Here is a 14,597-nt window from a genome sequence, read left to right as displayed (position 1 = left end):
CGATGGCGTCCATGGTCAGGCTCCCCGGCTCAGGTCGTCGGGCCCGAAGGCGTAGGGCAGGATCTCCGACATCGGTCTCGGGCCGTCGACGGTCTCCAGCAGCATCTCGGGGCCGCCGAACTCGTACAGCAGCTGGCGGCACCTGCCGCACGGCATGAGCAGCTCCTCGTGCCCGTCGACGCAGGTGAACGCCACCAGCCTGCCACCGCCGGTCGCCTGGAGCGCGGAGACGAGCCCGCACTCGGCGCACAGGCCCAGGCCGTAGGAGGCGTTCTCCACGTTGCAGCCGGACACGATCCGCCCGTCGTCCACCAGGGCGGCGGCGCCGACCGGGAACTTGGAGTAGGGGGCGTAGGCGTGCCCCATGGCCCGTACGGCCTCGTCCTTGAGCGCGGCCCAGTCGACGTCCGCGCCCGTCCCGGCCCCTTCGCCGGTGCGGCCGTCCGTACCCGTGTCCGTCACACCGTCTCCCCTCGTGGGGACGGTGCGGGCCGTCCCCGTCGCGTCGTGCGTGTCACGCTCCCCGCCCCGCCGTCACGTCATTTCCCCTGTCCTCTGCGGTACACCATGCCGTTGGCGGCCGGCGGGCGGAGCCGCTGCGCGGCCAGCGACAGCACCAGCAGCGTGGTGATGTGCGGGGTGACCGAGGTGAACTCCGACGGGATCGAGTCGGTCAGCGCGAACACCACGAACACGGCGACCGCCGCGACGCCGGTGATCAGCGCGGCCCGCGTCCGGTGCTGCCGTACGAGCTGGTAGACGGTCACGGCGACGAGCAGGATCACCACCACGAGCAGCAGCGCGTGCACCGACTCGCCGCCCCGGCGCAGCTGCAGCGCGTCGGTGTAGCCGAACAGGACGGCGCCCCCGGCCAGACCGCCCGGCCGCCAGTTACCGAAGATCATGGCGGCGAGGCCGATGAAGCCGCGCCCGCCGGTCTGTCCCTCGCGGTAGGCGCTCGCGGCCACCTGTGCCAGGAACGCGCCGCCCAGGCCCGCCAGGGCGCCGGAGACGACGACGGCGACGTACTTGTGCAGGTAGACGTTGACGCCCAGCGACTCGGCGGCCACCGGGCTCTCCCCGCAGGAGCGCAGCCGCAGGCCGAACGCGGTGCGCCAGAGCACGTAGTACGACAGCGGGACGAGCAGGATCGCCAGGATCGTCAGCAGCGAGACGTTCGTGGTCAGGCCGCGCAGGATGCCCGCCGCGTCCGAGAGCAGGAACCACCGCCCGGCCTCCAGGTCCCTCAGCGGATCCCCCACCCACGGCAGGCTCACCACCTCGGGCTTGGGCACCGGGGGCGACTGGGAGTCGCCGCCGCCCGGCATCTCGGCGAAGGTGACCTTGGACAGGAACTGGGTGACGCCCAGCCCCAGGATGTTGATCGCGACACCGGAGATGATGTGGTCGACGCCGAACGTCACGGTGGCGATCGCGTGCAGCAGGCCGCCCAGGGCACCGCCGATCGCACCCGCGACGACGCCCGCCCAGGGATTGCCGAACTGGATCGCGCCCCAGGCACCGCACCAGGTGCCCATGATCATCATGCCTTCGAGGCCGATGTTGACCACTCCGGCCCGCTCCGCCCACAGGCCGCCCAGACCGGCCAGGCCGATGGGGATGGCCAGCGCGATGGAGGCGTTGATCGCGCCCGCCGAGGTGAGGTCGACGGCGCCGGTGACGGCGCGCGTGAACGACAGCAGCACGACCAGCGCGCCGAGGGCCAGCAGCACGGTCCGCCAGGTCAGCCTGAACCTGCGTGCCGGGGCCTTGGGCCCCAGGAGGGGGGCCTCCGGCGTGGCGAGGGCGTTCTGGCTCATACCGGCGTTCCTTCCTGGGCCGGGGCGGCGCTCGCCAGCTGGCGGCTCACCCGGCGCTGCTCGGCGGCGACCTGGTAGCGGTGCACCAGCTCGTAGGCGATGATCACCGAGAGCACGATCACACCCTGCATGATGGTGACGATGTCCGGGGAGATCCTCTTGATCTGCAGGATGCCGGCCGAGGTGTCCAGGAAGGCCCACAGCAGGGCGCCGAACGCGATGCCGACCGGGTGGTTGCGTCCGAGCAGGGCGATCGCGATGCCGGTGAAGCCGAGTCCCGTGGGGAAGTCCAGGCTGTAGCTGTAGGAGGAGCCCAGCAGCTGCGGCATGCCGACCAGGCCCGCCACCGCGCCGGACAGGATCATCGAGACGAGGATCATCCGCTTGACGTTGACGCCGCTGGCCACCGCGGCCGGCTCCGAGCGGCCGGTGGCGCGCAGGTCGAACCCGAAGCGGGTCCGGTTGATCACCACGTGGAACAGGACGCCCATCGCGATCGAGAGCAGGATCAGGCCGAAGACCTTCGTCTGGGTGCCCGAGACGATCGCCAGCCCCGGCACCTGGCCGGAGGGCGCGATCGGCTTCGTGCCGATGTTGTTGCTGCCCCCGACCTCGACGGCCAGGCGCTCCTTGTTGAGCAGCCAGGAGCCGAGCGCGGTGGCGATGGCGTTCAGCATGATCGTGGAGATCACCTCGCTGACCCCGCGCCGCACCTTGAGCAGCCCGGCGATGGCCGCCCAGCCGGCACCGACCAGCACGGCCACGAAGATGATCAGCGCGACGTGCAGCGGGGCGGGCAGCGCGACCGCGCCGCCGACGGCCGCGGCGGTCAGCGCGGCGAGACGGTACTGGCCGTCGACGCCGATGTTGAAGAGGTTCATCTTGAACCCGATCGCCACCGCCAGCGCCGACAGGTAGTAGGTCGTCGCGGAGTTCAGGGTCAGCACGATCGAGCGGGGCCGGACGGCGTACTCGCCCATGACGACCAGCGTGTCCACCGGCGGGGCGCCGATGAGCCCCAGGATCACCATGGTGACCAGCGCGGCGAACACGATGGCCGTGACCGGCGCGACGAGCGAGAGCAGCCCCGCCGGTGAGACCCGGCCGAGCAGCCGGTCGGCGAAGGTCGATTCTTTCGCGCTCATCCGGGCGTCCCGGGGGGCGTGTGCGCTACGTGGGTGTTCATGCCGCCTCTCCAGCACCCGTCATGGCCGAGCCGAGCCGCTCCGGCGTCACGTCCTTGGGGTCGACCTCGGCGACGATGCGGCCGCGCAGGATCACCTTGAGGGTGTCCGACAGGCCGATCAGCTCGTCCAGGTCGGCCGAGATGAGCAGGACCGCCAGGCCCGCGGCGCGTGCCGCGCGCAGGTGGTCCCAGATCGCGGCCTGGGCGCCCACGTCGACACCGCGGGTGGGGTGGGACGCGATCAGGAAGACGGGGTCCCCGCTCATCTCCCGGCCGACGATCAGTTTCTGCTGGTTGCCGCCGGACAGCGCGGAGGCGTCCACGTCGATGCCCGGCGTGCGGACGTCGTAGCTCTCGACGATGCGGCGGGTGTCCTCGCGGGCCCCGGCGCGGTCGATCCAGGGCCCCTTGACGTTGGGCCTGCGCGTCTGGTGGCCGAGGATGCGGTTCTCCCACAGCGGGGCCTCCAGCAGCAGGCCGTGCCGGTGGCGGTCCTCGGGGATGTAGCCGATGCCGGCCTCGCGGCGGCGCAGGGTCGTCCAGCCGGAGATGTCGTGCTCGCCGAGCCGGATCTCGCCGTCGGCCGGGCGCATGCCCATGATGGCCTCGACGAGCTCGGCCTGGCCGTTGCCCTCGACCCCGGCGATGCCCAGCACCTCACCCCTGCGGATGTCGAAGCTCACGTCGTCCACGACGCAGCGTTCCCCGTCCGAGTGGACCCTCAGGTCCCGCACCGAGATCGCCACCGTGTCGGTGACCGTGGACTCGCGGGTCTCCGGGCTGGGCAGCTCGCTGCCGACCATGAGCTCGGCGAGCTGCCGGGCGCTCACGTCCTTGGGGTCCACCTCGGCCACGGTCGTGCCGCGGCGGATGACGGTGATGGCGTCGGCCACCGAGAGGACCTCGTCCAGCTTGTGCGAGATGAAGATGATCGTGAGTCCCTCGCGGACCAGCTCGCGCAGGTTGGCGAAGAGCTCCTTGACCTCCTGCGGCACGAGCACGGCGGTCGGCTCGTCCAGGATGAGGATCCGGGCCCCGCGGTAGAGCACCTTGAGGATCTCCACCCGCTGGCGGGCGCCCACCCCCAGGTCCTCGACGGTGGCGTCCGGGTCGATGCCCAGGCCGTAGGAGTCGGAGATCTCCCGGATCCTGGCGCGGGCGGCGCCGAAGTCGATGGCGACGCCCCCCTTGCGGGGCTCGCTGCCCAGGATCACGTTCTCCAGCACGGTCAGGTTGCCGGCCAGCATGAAGTGCTGGTGGACCATGCCGATGCCCACCCCGATCGCGTCAGCGGGGGAGCGGAAGCCCACCTCGGCGCCGTTGACACGGATCCGTCCCTCGTCCGGGCGCTGCATGCCGTACAGGATCTTCATGAGGGTGGACTTGCCTGCGCCGTTCTCGCCGACGACGGCGTGCACGTGTCCCTGCCGTACGGAAAGGGAGATGTCGCGGTTGGCGACGACGCCGGGGAATCGTTTGGTGATCCCCTCGAGCTCGACGGCCGGTGCCGGGGTGCTGATGACGGCCTCCTCCGCACGGATGCCCGATACGGAACGTGGTGGTGAGGATAGGGCGAAGGGCCCGGAGGAGGGTGTCCGCCGGGCCCCGCGTGAGCGTTCAGGTCAGGAGGTCTTGTCCGGGACGGTCAGCTCGCCGGAGATGATCTTCTGCTTGTACTCGTCGAGCTTGGGCTTGACGTCGTCGACCTGGCCACCGGTGGTGGAGTAGTCGACGCCGTCGGCCTTGAGGTCGTAGGTCGTCGTGCCGGCCTTCACCGAGTTGGTGGTGAAGCTCTTCAGGAAGTCGAAGACGGCGACGTCGACCTTCTTGACCATGGAGGTCATGATGACGCTCTGCAGCTCGGGGGCCGCGGTCTTCGCCTGGTCGGAGTCGACGCCGATGGCCAGGCCCTTGGCGGCCTTGGCCGCCTCGAACACGCCGCCGCCGGAGCCGCCCGCGGCCTGGTAGACCACGTCGGCGCCCGCGTCGAACATGCCCTCGGCCGCGGTCTTGCCCTTGGCCGGGTCGTTGAAGCCGGTGAAGTCCGGCGGCTGGGTCAGGTACTTGACGTCGACCTTGATGTCGGACTTGACCGCCTTGGCACCGGCGATGAACCCGGCCTCGAACTTGTTGATCAGCGGCACCTGGACGCCGCCGACGAAGCCCACGTGGTTCTTCTTGCTCTTCAGCGCCGCGGCGGCGCCGACCAGGAAGGAGCCCTCGTGCTCGGCGAAGAGGAGGTTGGAGATGTTGGGACCGGCCGCCGCGGCGTCGTCCACGATCGCGAACTTGACGTCGGGGAACTCGGTCGCGACCTTCTTGACCGGGTTGGAGTAGGCGAAGCCCACCGCGATGATCGGGTTGAAGCCGCCGTCGGCGAGCAGGCGGAGCCGCTCCTCCTTGGCCGCCTCGGTCTCACCGGTGCCGGCCTCGAGCTCGTTGGTCTCGGCCAGGCCCAGCTCGGCCTTGGCCTTGTCCAGCCCGGCCGCCGCGGAGTCGTTGAACGACTGGTCACCACGCCCGCCGATGTCGTACGCGAGCCCGACCTTGGGTCCGGTCGCGGCCGACGCCGCACTGCTGGCGGCCCCGCTCGGCTGGGCCGACGTGGTCGGTTCCTCGCTTCCACCACACGCGGCAGCTCCCATGAGCATGCTGCCCGCCAGTGCGGTCGCGGCCAGCTTGCCGAATCGGTTCTGAAGCAAGATGACTCCCTTCGCGTTCTCAGTGCACGCGCGAAGAGACGCACGGCAACCCTGCACGGAAGATAGTTGGTCCGTCAGGGTTGACCAAACCGTCACACCAGTCCGAAACAGGTCCGTTATCCAGCTCAGGCCGCCCTGTGACACACGTAGCGTGACGAAACCACCCCGCGGGTGACACCGGACGGCCCTGGCCGCCGGGCCCCGGCCCGGCTCCGGTCTCCGACGTTCCTCTGACCGGATCCGTTGAGTAATTTTGCCCAAATATGTCCGAAGTTGCTCGGTAAGGGCTAGTTGTCGGCGTTCACGGCCATCAGGGCGTCGTCGGTGACCGGGCGCCGGCCCTCCCAGAGCGCGGTCAGCGCGGTCGCGGCCAGGAAGCGCACGCCGGTGCCGATGGCGCTCTCGTCCACGTCGAAGGTGCCCTGGTGGATGTCGGCCGACTCGGTCGACCCCTTCCGGCGGGTGCCCAGCCGGGCGAACGCGCCGGGGATGGACTCCAGGTACCAGCCGAAGTCCTCACCGCCCAGGCTCTGCTCGGTGGGGACCGGGGCGCCCTGGCCGAGCACGCCCTCGGCGGCCTCGGCCAGCATCTGCACGCTGACCTTGTCGTTGACCACCGGCGGCACGCCGCGCACGTAGTCCATCTCGGCCTCGACGCCGTACGCGCCCGCGACCGACTCCAGCAGCGACTTGATCATGTCGGGGGCCGCGTGCCAGGCGGCCTCGTCCAGGCAGCGCACGGTGCCCTCGGCGACGCCGTCGTCCGGGATGGCGTTGGCGACCGAGCCCGCCTCGACCCGGCCCCAGACCAGGCTCAGCGAGGAGCGGGGGTCGATCCGGCGGGAGAGCGCGGCCGGCAGCTCCGTGAGGATCTTGGCGAGCGCGAAGACCAGGTCCGCGGTGAGGTGCGGCCGGGCGGTGTGCCCGCCGGGGCCGCTCACCCGGATCGTGACCCGGTCGCAGGCGGAGGTGATCGGGCCGGTCTTGAGGCCCACCTTGCCGACGTCCAGGCGCGGGTCGCAGTGCAGCCCGAAGATGCGGTCGACACCGCTGATGCCGCCCGAGGCCATGACCTCCAGCGCGCCGCCGGGAAGCTCCTCGGCGGGCTGGAAGATCAGCCGGACCCGGCCGGGCAGCAGGCCCGCCTCGGCCTGCTGGGCCAGGAACAGCGAGGTGCCCAGCAGGATCGTGGTGTGCACGTCGTGCCCGCAGGCGTGGCAGACTCCCGGGACCGTCGAGCTGTAGGGGACGTCCTTCTCGTCCGGCACCGGCAGCGCGTCCAGGTCGGCCCGGAGCGCCACGGTCGGGCCGTCACCGCTGCCGACGTCGCAGAGCAGGCCGGTACCGCGCGGCAGCACCGAGGGGACGAGGCCGGCGGCGCTCAGGCGCTCGGCGACACGCTGGGTGGTGCGGTACTCGGCGAACGCGAGCTCGGGATGCATGTGCAGGTCTCGACGGAAACCGATCAGTTCCTGCTCGCCAGCGGCAAGGAACGTGTCGAGTTCTCCCCGCAAATTACGCCCCCGCATTGCTCACCGTCCCATCCGCGCCGGCGGGCTGTGGATCCTCGACGCACCTGTGCGACCGTCCGGGATCTCTGCGTCCACGGGGCCGTCTCGAAAAAAGCGATCGCCGCACCGACGGGCCGGGGTGGGCCTCCCGGACCGCATCGGCGCGGACTGGTCCGTCACCGGCGCGGGAACGGCGGACCGGTGGTCCGGGGTAGCCGTCGCGTCGGCGATGACACCGACTTTATCGCTCTCCCCGAGCGGCTCGCCGACATCCGGCCCAAATGTTTTGTCACCTCATGTTCCTCTTCTGGCACTTGCGCCCCAGGAGGACCACGAAAGATGGCTCCGATTGACCATGGGGACGCTGGTCCTTCGCGGGGACGGACCCCGTGGGAAAGGTGGCCGCACCCCTCTCCCAAACCTCGCCTACCTGGCAATTTACGTGACCCTCAGGTGCCGGTCATCGCACCGGGCGGAGTGATGTAAACAGGAAGAGTGCGTGTTTCACTTCGCATATGATCACTAACATCCCATTCGGGAAGAGATGGTCGCGTTTGAGCATATTCGAACCGGACGAGGGCGCCCTGTTGGTCATTCCCTCGCTCTCCCTTCCCCAGGAGGAGCTGCGCAGCATCCCCGCGGCCCGCTGCTACGAGGAGCGGCTGCTGTTCCTGCTGCTGACGCTGAGAAGGCCCGGCGTCTCGGTCGTCTACGTGACCTCGCTGCCCGTGGACGGGGCGATCGTGGACTACTACCTGAGCTTCCTCGACGATCCCGACGAGGCCCGCACGCGGCTGCAAATGATCAGTTTGGACGATCCCGACACGCACCCGCTCAGCGAGGCGCTGCTCCGGCGCCCGGACGTGATCGAGCGCCTGCGCGCGTCTCTCGGCCTCCCCCGCGAGGACGACGGGGGCGCCTGGATGGTCCCGTTCGTGGTCAGCGAGTACGAGGAGCGGCTGGCCGCGATCCTCTCCCTGCCGATCTACGGCCCTCCCACCGCCCTGGCCCACCTGGGCTCCAAGAGCGGCGGGCGGACGCTCGGCGCACAGGCCGAGGTGCCGACGGTCAGGGGGTTCGGGGACCTGCGGTCGCTGACCGAGGTGGAGCACGCCGCCCGCGCGATGAGCCCCGCGCCCCGGCTGATGGTCAAGCTGAACAACAGCTACTCGGGGATGGGCAACGCCATCCTGACCAGGGACGACCGCCCGATCACCGACTGCCCCACGAGCTTCTCCGCGCCGGGCGAGAACTGGGCGACGTTCGCCGAGAAGATCGCCGAGCGGGGGGCGGTGGTCGAGGAGTTCATCGAGGACCGGCCGCTGCGCTCCCCCAGCGCGCTGGCGAGGATCACCCCGGGCGGCACCGTCGACGTGGTCGCCACCCACGAGCAGGTCCTCGGCGGCCCCAACGACGACGTCTACCAGGGGTGCAGCTTCCCCGCCCGCCAGGAGTACCGGGCCGAGCTCAGCGCGTACGCCGAGCGGATCGCCCGCATCCTCGCCGACCGCGGCGTGGTGGGACTGTTCGGCGTCGACTTCTTCGCCGTCAAGGCCGGCGGCGGCTACCGGACGCTGCTGTGCGAGATCAACCTGCGCATCGGCGGGACCACCCACCCGTTCGGGGCCGCGGTCCTGACCACCGGCGCCTCCTACGACCCCGGCAGCGGCCTGCTCGTGCACGAGGGCAGGGCCAAGCACTACGTGGCGACGGACAACTGCGCCGCCCCCTGCCTGCGGGGCCGCGCCCCCGGGGAGGTCGTCAAGCTGATCCAGGACGAGGGCCTCGGCTTCGACCGGGAGCGCCGTACCGGGAACGTGCTGCACCTGCTGGGCGCGGTCACCGAGTTCGGCAAGCTCGGGTTCACCAGCATCGGCGACTCCGCCGAGGAGGCCGCCGAGCTGCACCGCAGGACCGTCTCGACGCTGAACCGTCCCGCCTGAGCGGCTCCGGCCCGCTCCCCGGCCACTCCGCCGCGGCCGTCCCGGTCACACCGGTCACCTCGCCTCCCGCAGGCCGCGCAGTGCCCGCAGGCCGATCGCACCGAGCACCACGGCCAGCACCAGGTTGACCGCGACCAGGATCCCGTGGACCACGTAGAACGACGTGGGGTGGCCGTCCGCGAGGTTGAAGCCAAGGTTGATCCATTCGAAGATCATGAAAGCGGCAAGGCCGATCAGAAAAGCGGCGATCTTTCGCGATATTTGCATGATGTCAGTATTCCGCCGAGTGGTGCGTAGCCGGTCAGGGCACCTGTACTCCATGCGAACCGGCACGAAGCTACCCTGAGATCATCATGGGGACCAGACACGTCGCGCCCGTCGGGGTGCTGCTCGCGGCGACCGCCTTTCTCGGCGCGCCCGCACAGGCCGGGGCCCGGGCGCCGGGCACGCCCGCGGGCACTGCATCGGGCACCGCATCGGGCGTCTCGCCGGGCACCGCCGCGCTGCCGGGCACCGGTTCGCACGGTGCGGGCACCGGCTTCGGGGGAGCCGGCCCGCCGGGCACCGGCCGGCTCGGGCCGAACGGCGCGGGGGAACCGGTCGGCGGTTCCCGGCTCGGCGAGCGGGGGCTCATCGTCCCCGAGGGCGTGAAGGCCCCGCCCAAGACCGCCGCCAGGGCGTACGTGATCGCCGACGCCGGGACGGGCGCGGTGCTGGCCGCCAAGGACGCCCACGGGCGCTACCTGCCCGCGAGCACGCTCAAGGCGCTCACCGCCCTCACCCTGATCCCCAGGCTGGACAAGAACCGGAAGGTCACGCCGAGCCGGCGCGCGGTGAACGAGGAGGGCAGCGCGGTCGGCCTGGTCCCCAAGCCGCTCTACACCGTCGAGGACCTGTTCAAGGCGCTGCTGCTGGTCTCCGGCAACGACAGCGCGATGGCGCTGGCCGAGGCCAACGGCGGCCTGACCGCCACCCTGGCCGACATGAACGCCGAGGCCAGGCGCCTGCAGGCATTCGACACCGTGGCCAGGACCCCGAGCGGGCTGGACAAGCCCGGGCAGAGCAGCTCGGCCTACGACCTGGCCTTGATCGCCCGCGCCGGCCTGGCCAACCCCGATTTCCGCCGATATATCAGCTTGAAGACGGACAAGTTCCCGGCACCCAAGGGCTACTACGAGATCGGCAACCACAACAAGCTGCTCTGGCGCTACAAGGGCATGATCGGCGTCAAGAACGGCTGGACCTCCAAGGCCCAGGGCAGCTTCGTCGGCGCGGCCAGGCGGAACGGCCACACGATCATCGTGTCGATCATGCGCCACGACGGCTACTTCTGGGACGAGGTCGCCGACCTGCTCGACTGGGGCTTCGCCAACCGCGGCCGGGTCACCCCGGTCGGGCGGCTGGTCGACCCGGCCCCCGCGGTCACCCCGTCCCCCATCGCGCCCGCCACCTCCGCGCCCCCGGCCGTCCCGGCACCGGTCGCCGCGACCGATCCGCCCGGCGCGGCCCGTCCCGCCGGCGGGAGCGTCCCGATCGGCTACTACGTCCTGGGTGCGGGCCTGCTGGGCGGCCTGGCCTGGCTGGCGTACGGCCTGCGCCGGCGCTTCCGCTGACCGGGGCCGCCGGACCCCGCCGGTCATCCGCCGGTCACCGCGGCTCAGACGGGGATGGCGGTCGCCGGGACCGGCGTGGGGTCGGGCGGCGGGCCGAGCGAGGCGGTGGCCGTCCAGGCGGCGGCGTACATGATCACCCGGGCAGAGAGGTTGATCCACACCAGCAGGCCGACCACCACGGCGAACACCCCGTAGACGGGGTTGTTCAGGGTGCTGGACAGCACCAGCGCGGCGAGCTGCTTGAGCAGGGCGAAGCCGATCGCGCCGAACAGGGCGCCGCGCAGCAGCACCGGGAACGGCTGCCGGAGGCGTCCCAGCCAGCGCAGCAGGATCAGGAAGACCACGACGTCGGCGAGCACGCTCACCGCCAGGCCGACCAGCCAGATCGTGGTGGTGGCCACCACCGACCCCGACAGCCCCACCCATCCGGCCACGGTCCCGCTGGCCTGGGTGGCGAAGCCCGCGACCAGCACCGAGGCCACCATCGTGGTGCCGACCAGGACGAGCCCGGCCAGGTCCCTGAGCTTGGCCATGGCGAAGCCGAGCGGCGCCTCGGTGGTCATGGAGATCTCGCGCAGCGCGCCGCGCAGCGCGTCGATCGCGCCGAGCCCGGCGTAGAGCAGGCCGAGCAGGCCGATGATCCCGGCGCTGGTCCGCGAGTCGGCGATCTCCTGGATCGGCAGCTTGTCGGCCAGGCCCGGCAGGTACTGGTCGATGGCCCTGCGCAGGGTGCCAGGGGCGTCGGGGGTGACGGAGAGGAAGTAGCCGAAGACCGCGAAGGCCAGCGCGACGATCGGGAAGAACGACAGGAAGGCGAAGTAGCTGACCGCCCCGGCGAGCCGGTCACCGGACTGGATCTGGTAGCGCTGGAAGGTCCTGACCAGATGGTCCAGCCAGTGCCACCTGACCCGGGCCGAGCCGAGCCGGGCCCCGAACCGTTCCTGGGCCGTCCGCACGCGTTCCCATGCACCTGTCACCTGCGCCCCCTACCCCGTCGCCGCCGTCTCGACCGCGTACGGCGACGGAAAGACCGCCGTCCGTGCGCGTGCCCGCGAGGCGGGCGGGGCAGGCCCACGGGACGGGCCGCGCGGGCTCACGGGACGGGCGGGGCGGGGTGCGATCGGGCGAGGCGAGGGGAGGACGGGACGGTGGAGCGGGATGTGACGGGCGTGACGGACGTGACGGGTACGGCGAGGCGACGACGGACCCGGGACCGGGCCCGGGACCTTCGCGGGGGTCGGGCGGGACGGGACCGCCGATCACGGGGTGGGCAGGAACCCCACCCGGTCGCGCACCCTGGCCATGGTCTCGGAGGCCACCGCGCGGGCCCGCGCGGCGCCGACGGCGAGCATCCGGTCGAGCTCGGCCTCGTCGGCGAGCAGCTTCTCGGTCCGCTCGCGGATCGGGGTGAAGGTGTCGACCACCAGCTCGGCGACGTCCTTCTTGAAGGTCCCGTACCCCTGACCGGCGTAGCGGGCCTCCAGCTCGGGGATGGGGACACCGCTCAGCGCGGACTGGATGCGCAGCAGGTTGGTGACGCCCGGCTTGTTCTCGTCGTCGGCCAGGACCTCGGAGCCGGTGTCGGTGACCGCGCGCATGATCTTCTTGCGGAGCGGCCCCGGCTGCTCCAGCAGGTCGAGGATGCCCGCGGCGGAGGAGGAGGACTTCGACATCTTCGCCGTCGGCTCCTGGAGGTCGGTGATCTTCTCGACCCCCTTGACGATGTGCGGCTCGGGCAGCGTGAAGGTCTCGCCGAAGCGGTGGTTGAAGCGCTGCGCCAGGTCGCGGGTGAGCTCCAGGTGCTGCTTCTGGTCGGCGCCCACCGGCACCCTGTCGGCCTGGTAGAGCAGGATGTCCGCGGCCTGCAGGATGGGGTAGGTGAACAGCCCCACGCTGGCCGAGCTCTCGCCCTGCTTGGCGGACTTGTCCTTGAACTGGGTCATCCGACCGGCCTCGCCCATGCCGGTGAGGCAGATCAGCACCCAGGCCAGCTCGGTGTGCTCGCGGACGTGGCTCTGCACGAAGACCGTGGAGCGCTCCGGGTCCAGGCCCGCGGCGAAGAGCTGGGCGGCGGCCACCCTGGTGCGCCTGCGCAGCTCCTCCGGCCGGTAGTCCACCGTGATCGCGTGCAGGTCGACGACGCAGTAGAACGCGTCGTGGCCCTCCTGCATGGCGACGTACTGCCGTACGGCACCGAGGTAGTTGCCCAGGTGGAAGGAGTCGGCGGTGGGCTGGATTCCCGACAGGACGCGAGGACTGGCCATGGCACACAATTGTGTCAGCTGTCCGGAGTGATCGGTGCCCCGGGCGGAGACGCCCACCGGCCACCCGGGTCCCCCGCCTCCCGTCCCCGGGTCCCCGGGCACGAGCACGGGCACCGCCCACGTTCCCCCGCGGGCGCGTCCGCGTCCGGGAACGGGCGCGGCCCCGGGTCAGTCCTCGGGGGCGGCCTTCGCGTCCTGGCGGGAGGTGTTCCGCTTGATCCTCACCCGGGAGACCCTGCGGCCGTCCATCTCGGTGACCGTCATGTCGAATCCGGGGACCTCCACCCGCTCCCCCAGCACCGGGAGGTGACCGAGGGAGGACATCAGGAACCCGCCCAGGGTCTCGTACGGGCCGTCGGGCAGGCGGACGCCGCTGGAGGTCGCCACCTCGTCGAGGGTCGCCAGCCCGTCCAGCTCCGCCTCCCCCGCGGGCAGCGCGACGTGCTCGTCCTCCACGTCGTGCTCGTCGCGGATGTCGCCGATGAGCTCCTCGACCAGGTCCTCCAGGGTGACGATGCCGGCGGTGCCGCCGTACTCGTCCACCACGATCGCCAGGTGGTGGCCCTCCTTGCGCATCTCCGACAGGGTGGCCATCAGCCGCTTGCTGGTGGGGACCAGCTTGACCGGGCGGATCGGCACCAGCTCGCTGATCGGCTCGATGGACCCGGTCAGCACCGGGTCCAGCAGGTCGCGGATGTGGACGAAGCCCACGATGTCATCGTAGGAGTCGCGGTAGACCGGGAAGCGGGAGTGCGGCATGGCCGCGGCCATGACCGCCGCCTCGGCCAGCCGCGTGTCCGCGGACATGAACTCCACCTCGGTACGCGGCAGCATGACCTCGCGGAGCTGCCGCTTGCCCGCCGCGAAGACCTCCCCGATCAGGTGGCGCTCGTCGGCGGTGAGCTCCTGGTGGCCGACCACCATGTCGCGCAGCTCCTCGGTGGAGATCTCCTCGCGGTCGGCGTCGGGGTCGCCGCCCAGCAGCTTGACCACCCCGTCGGTGGACTTCGACAGCCCCCAGATGATCGGCCGCGACAGCGCGGCCATCCGGTCGAGGAACGGCGCGACCAGCAGGGAGATCCCCTCCGCCCGCTGCCTGGCGATCCGCTTGGGGGCGAGTTCGCCCAGCACCAGCGAGGCGTACGAGATCGCCAGCGTCACCAGGACCAGCGCGAGCGGGGCCGTCACGGCCTCGGGGACCCCCCAGCCGGTCACCACCGGGATGAGGTCCTTGGCCAGGGTGTCGGCGCCGAAGGCCGCCGAGAGCATGGTGGCCACGGTGACGCCGATCTGCACCGCGGACAGGAAGCGGTTGGGGTCGCGGGCGAGCTTCGCGGCCCTGGCCCCCCTGCGGCTCTGAGCGTCGAGCCGCCGCACCTGGCTCTCCCTCAGGGAGACCATGGCCATCTCTGCTGCGGCGAAGAACCCTCCGATCAGTACGAAGATCATGACCAGGGCGATGTTCGCCAGGACGCTGTTCACGAGGTCGTCTCCGTCATGGCGGCCGCCCGTTCCGGCGGTGGCCGATATGTGATGTGCCAGCATATGCTGGCGCTAG

12 protein-coding genes are annotated in these 14,597 nt (G+C 71.2%); 2 read left to right on the top strand and 10 right to left on the bottom strand.

The window, feature by feature from the left end; translation table 11 throughout:
- Positions 1–15 precede the first annotated feature (15 nt).
- The 6 genes from ACZ6RT_RS15800 to ACZ6RT_RS15775 all read right to left on the bottom strand — a co-directional run bounded on the left by ACZ6RT_RS15800 (position 16) and on the right by ACZ6RT_RS15775 (position 7,237).
- Positions 16–462 (bottom strand): cytidine deaminase, encoded by a 447-nt coding sequence (locus tag ACZ6RT_RS15800; protein WP_399185860.1) that lies wholly within the window; start codon positions 460–462, stop codon positions 16–18.
- 77 nt (positions 463–539) lie between these two features.
- Positions 540–1,820, bottom strand: a complete 1,281-nt coding sequence (locus ACZ6RT_RS15795) for an ABC transporter permease (protein ID WP_470154134.1) — start codon at positions 1,818–1,820, stop codon at positions 540–542.
- Positions 1,817–2,965, bottom strand: a complete 1,149-nt coding sequence (locus ACZ6RT_RS15790) for an ABC transporter permease (RefSeq protein WP_399185858.1) — start codon at positions 2,963–2,965, stop codon at positions 1,817–1,819. The genes ACZ6RT_RS15795 and ACZ6RT_RS15790 overlap by 4 nt, the downstream gene beginning before the upstream one ends.
- 37 nt (positions 2,966–3,002) lie before the next feature.
- On the bottom strand, positions 3,003–4,526 hold the full coding sequence (locus tag ACZ6RT_RS15785) for an ABC transporter ATP-binding protein (protein WP_470154260.1): 1,524 nt from the start codon (positions 4,524–4,526) through the stop codon (positions 3,003–3,005).
- Positions 4,527–4,628: 102 nt separating this feature from the next.
- Entirely contained in the window at positions 4,629–5,708 is a 1,080-nt protein-coding gene (locus tag ACZ6RT_RS15780; RefSeq protein WP_399185857.1) for a BMP family protein, read from the bottom strand.
- Between the two features lie 287 nt (positions 5,709–5,995).
- A complete protein-coding gene (locus ACZ6RT_RS15775) occupies positions 5,996–7,237 on the bottom strand; it encodes a M20 family metallopeptidase (RefSeq protein ID WP_470154132.1) in 1,242 nt (413 codons plus the stop codon).
- Positions 7,238–7,773: 536 nt separating this feature from the next.
- Between ACZ6RT_RS15775 and ACZ6RT_RS15770 the strand changes: the two genes are divergently transcribed.
- Positions 7,774–9,162, top strand: a complete 1,389-nt coding sequence (locus ACZ6RT_RS15770) for a peptide ligase PGM1-related protein (protein ID WP_399185855.1) — start codon at positions 7,774–7,776, stop codon at positions 9,160–9,162.
- Positions 9,163–9,216: 54 nt separating this feature from the next.
- On the opposite strand, the gene ACZ6RT_RS15765 is transcribed toward ACZ6RT_RS15770, so the two are convergent.
- On the bottom strand, positions 9,217–9,429 hold the full coding sequence (locus ACZ6RT_RS15765) for an SCO4848 family membrane protein (RefSeq protein WP_399185854.1): 213 nt from the start codon (positions 9,427–9,429) through the stop codon (positions 9,217–9,219).
- Positions 9,430–9,515: 86 nt separating this feature from the next.
- Between ACZ6RT_RS15765 and ACZ6RT_RS15760 the strand changes: the two genes are divergently transcribed.
- A complete protein-coding gene (locus ACZ6RT_RS15760) occupies positions 9,516–10,775 on the top strand; it encodes a D-alanyl-D-alanine carboxypeptidase family protein (protein WP_470154130.1) in 1,260 nt (419 codons plus the stop codon).
- A 44-nt stretch (positions 10,776–10,819) separates the two neighbouring features.
- Here ACZ6RT_RS15760 and ACZ6RT_RS15755 read toward each other — a convergent pair whose 3' ends face one another.
- The 3 genes from ACZ6RT_RS15755 to ACZ6RT_RS15745 all read right to left on the bottom strand — a co-directional run bounded on the left by ACZ6RT_RS15755 (position 10,820) and on the right by ACZ6RT_RS15745 (position 14,521).
- A complete protein-coding gene (locus ACZ6RT_RS15755; protein WP_470154128.1) occupies positions 10,820–11,752 on the bottom strand; it encodes a YihY/virulence factor BrkB family protein in 933 nt (310 codons plus the stop codon).
- Between the two features lie 282 nt (positions 11,753–12,034).
- Positions 12,035–13,039, bottom strand: a complete 1,005-nt coding sequence (gene trpS, locus ACZ6RT_RS15750) for a tryptophan--tRNA ligase (RefSeq protein WP_399185851.1) — start codon at positions 13,037–13,039, stop codon at positions 12,035–12,037.
- Between the two features lie 168 nt (positions 13,040–13,207).
- Positions 13,208–14,521: a hemolysin family protein gene (locus ACZ6RT_RS15745; protein WP_399185850.1), complete on the bottom strand. Its 1,314-nt coding sequence runs from the start codon at positions 14,519–14,521 to the stop codon at positions 13,208–13,210.
- Positions 14,522–14,597 lie beyond the last annotated feature (76 nt).

The organism is Streptosporangium sp. NPDC050148 (genome assembly GCF_055586505.1).
The sequence above is the reverse complement of the archived record's forward strand: the minus strand, read 5'-3'. Positions and strand labels throughout refer to the sequence as shown.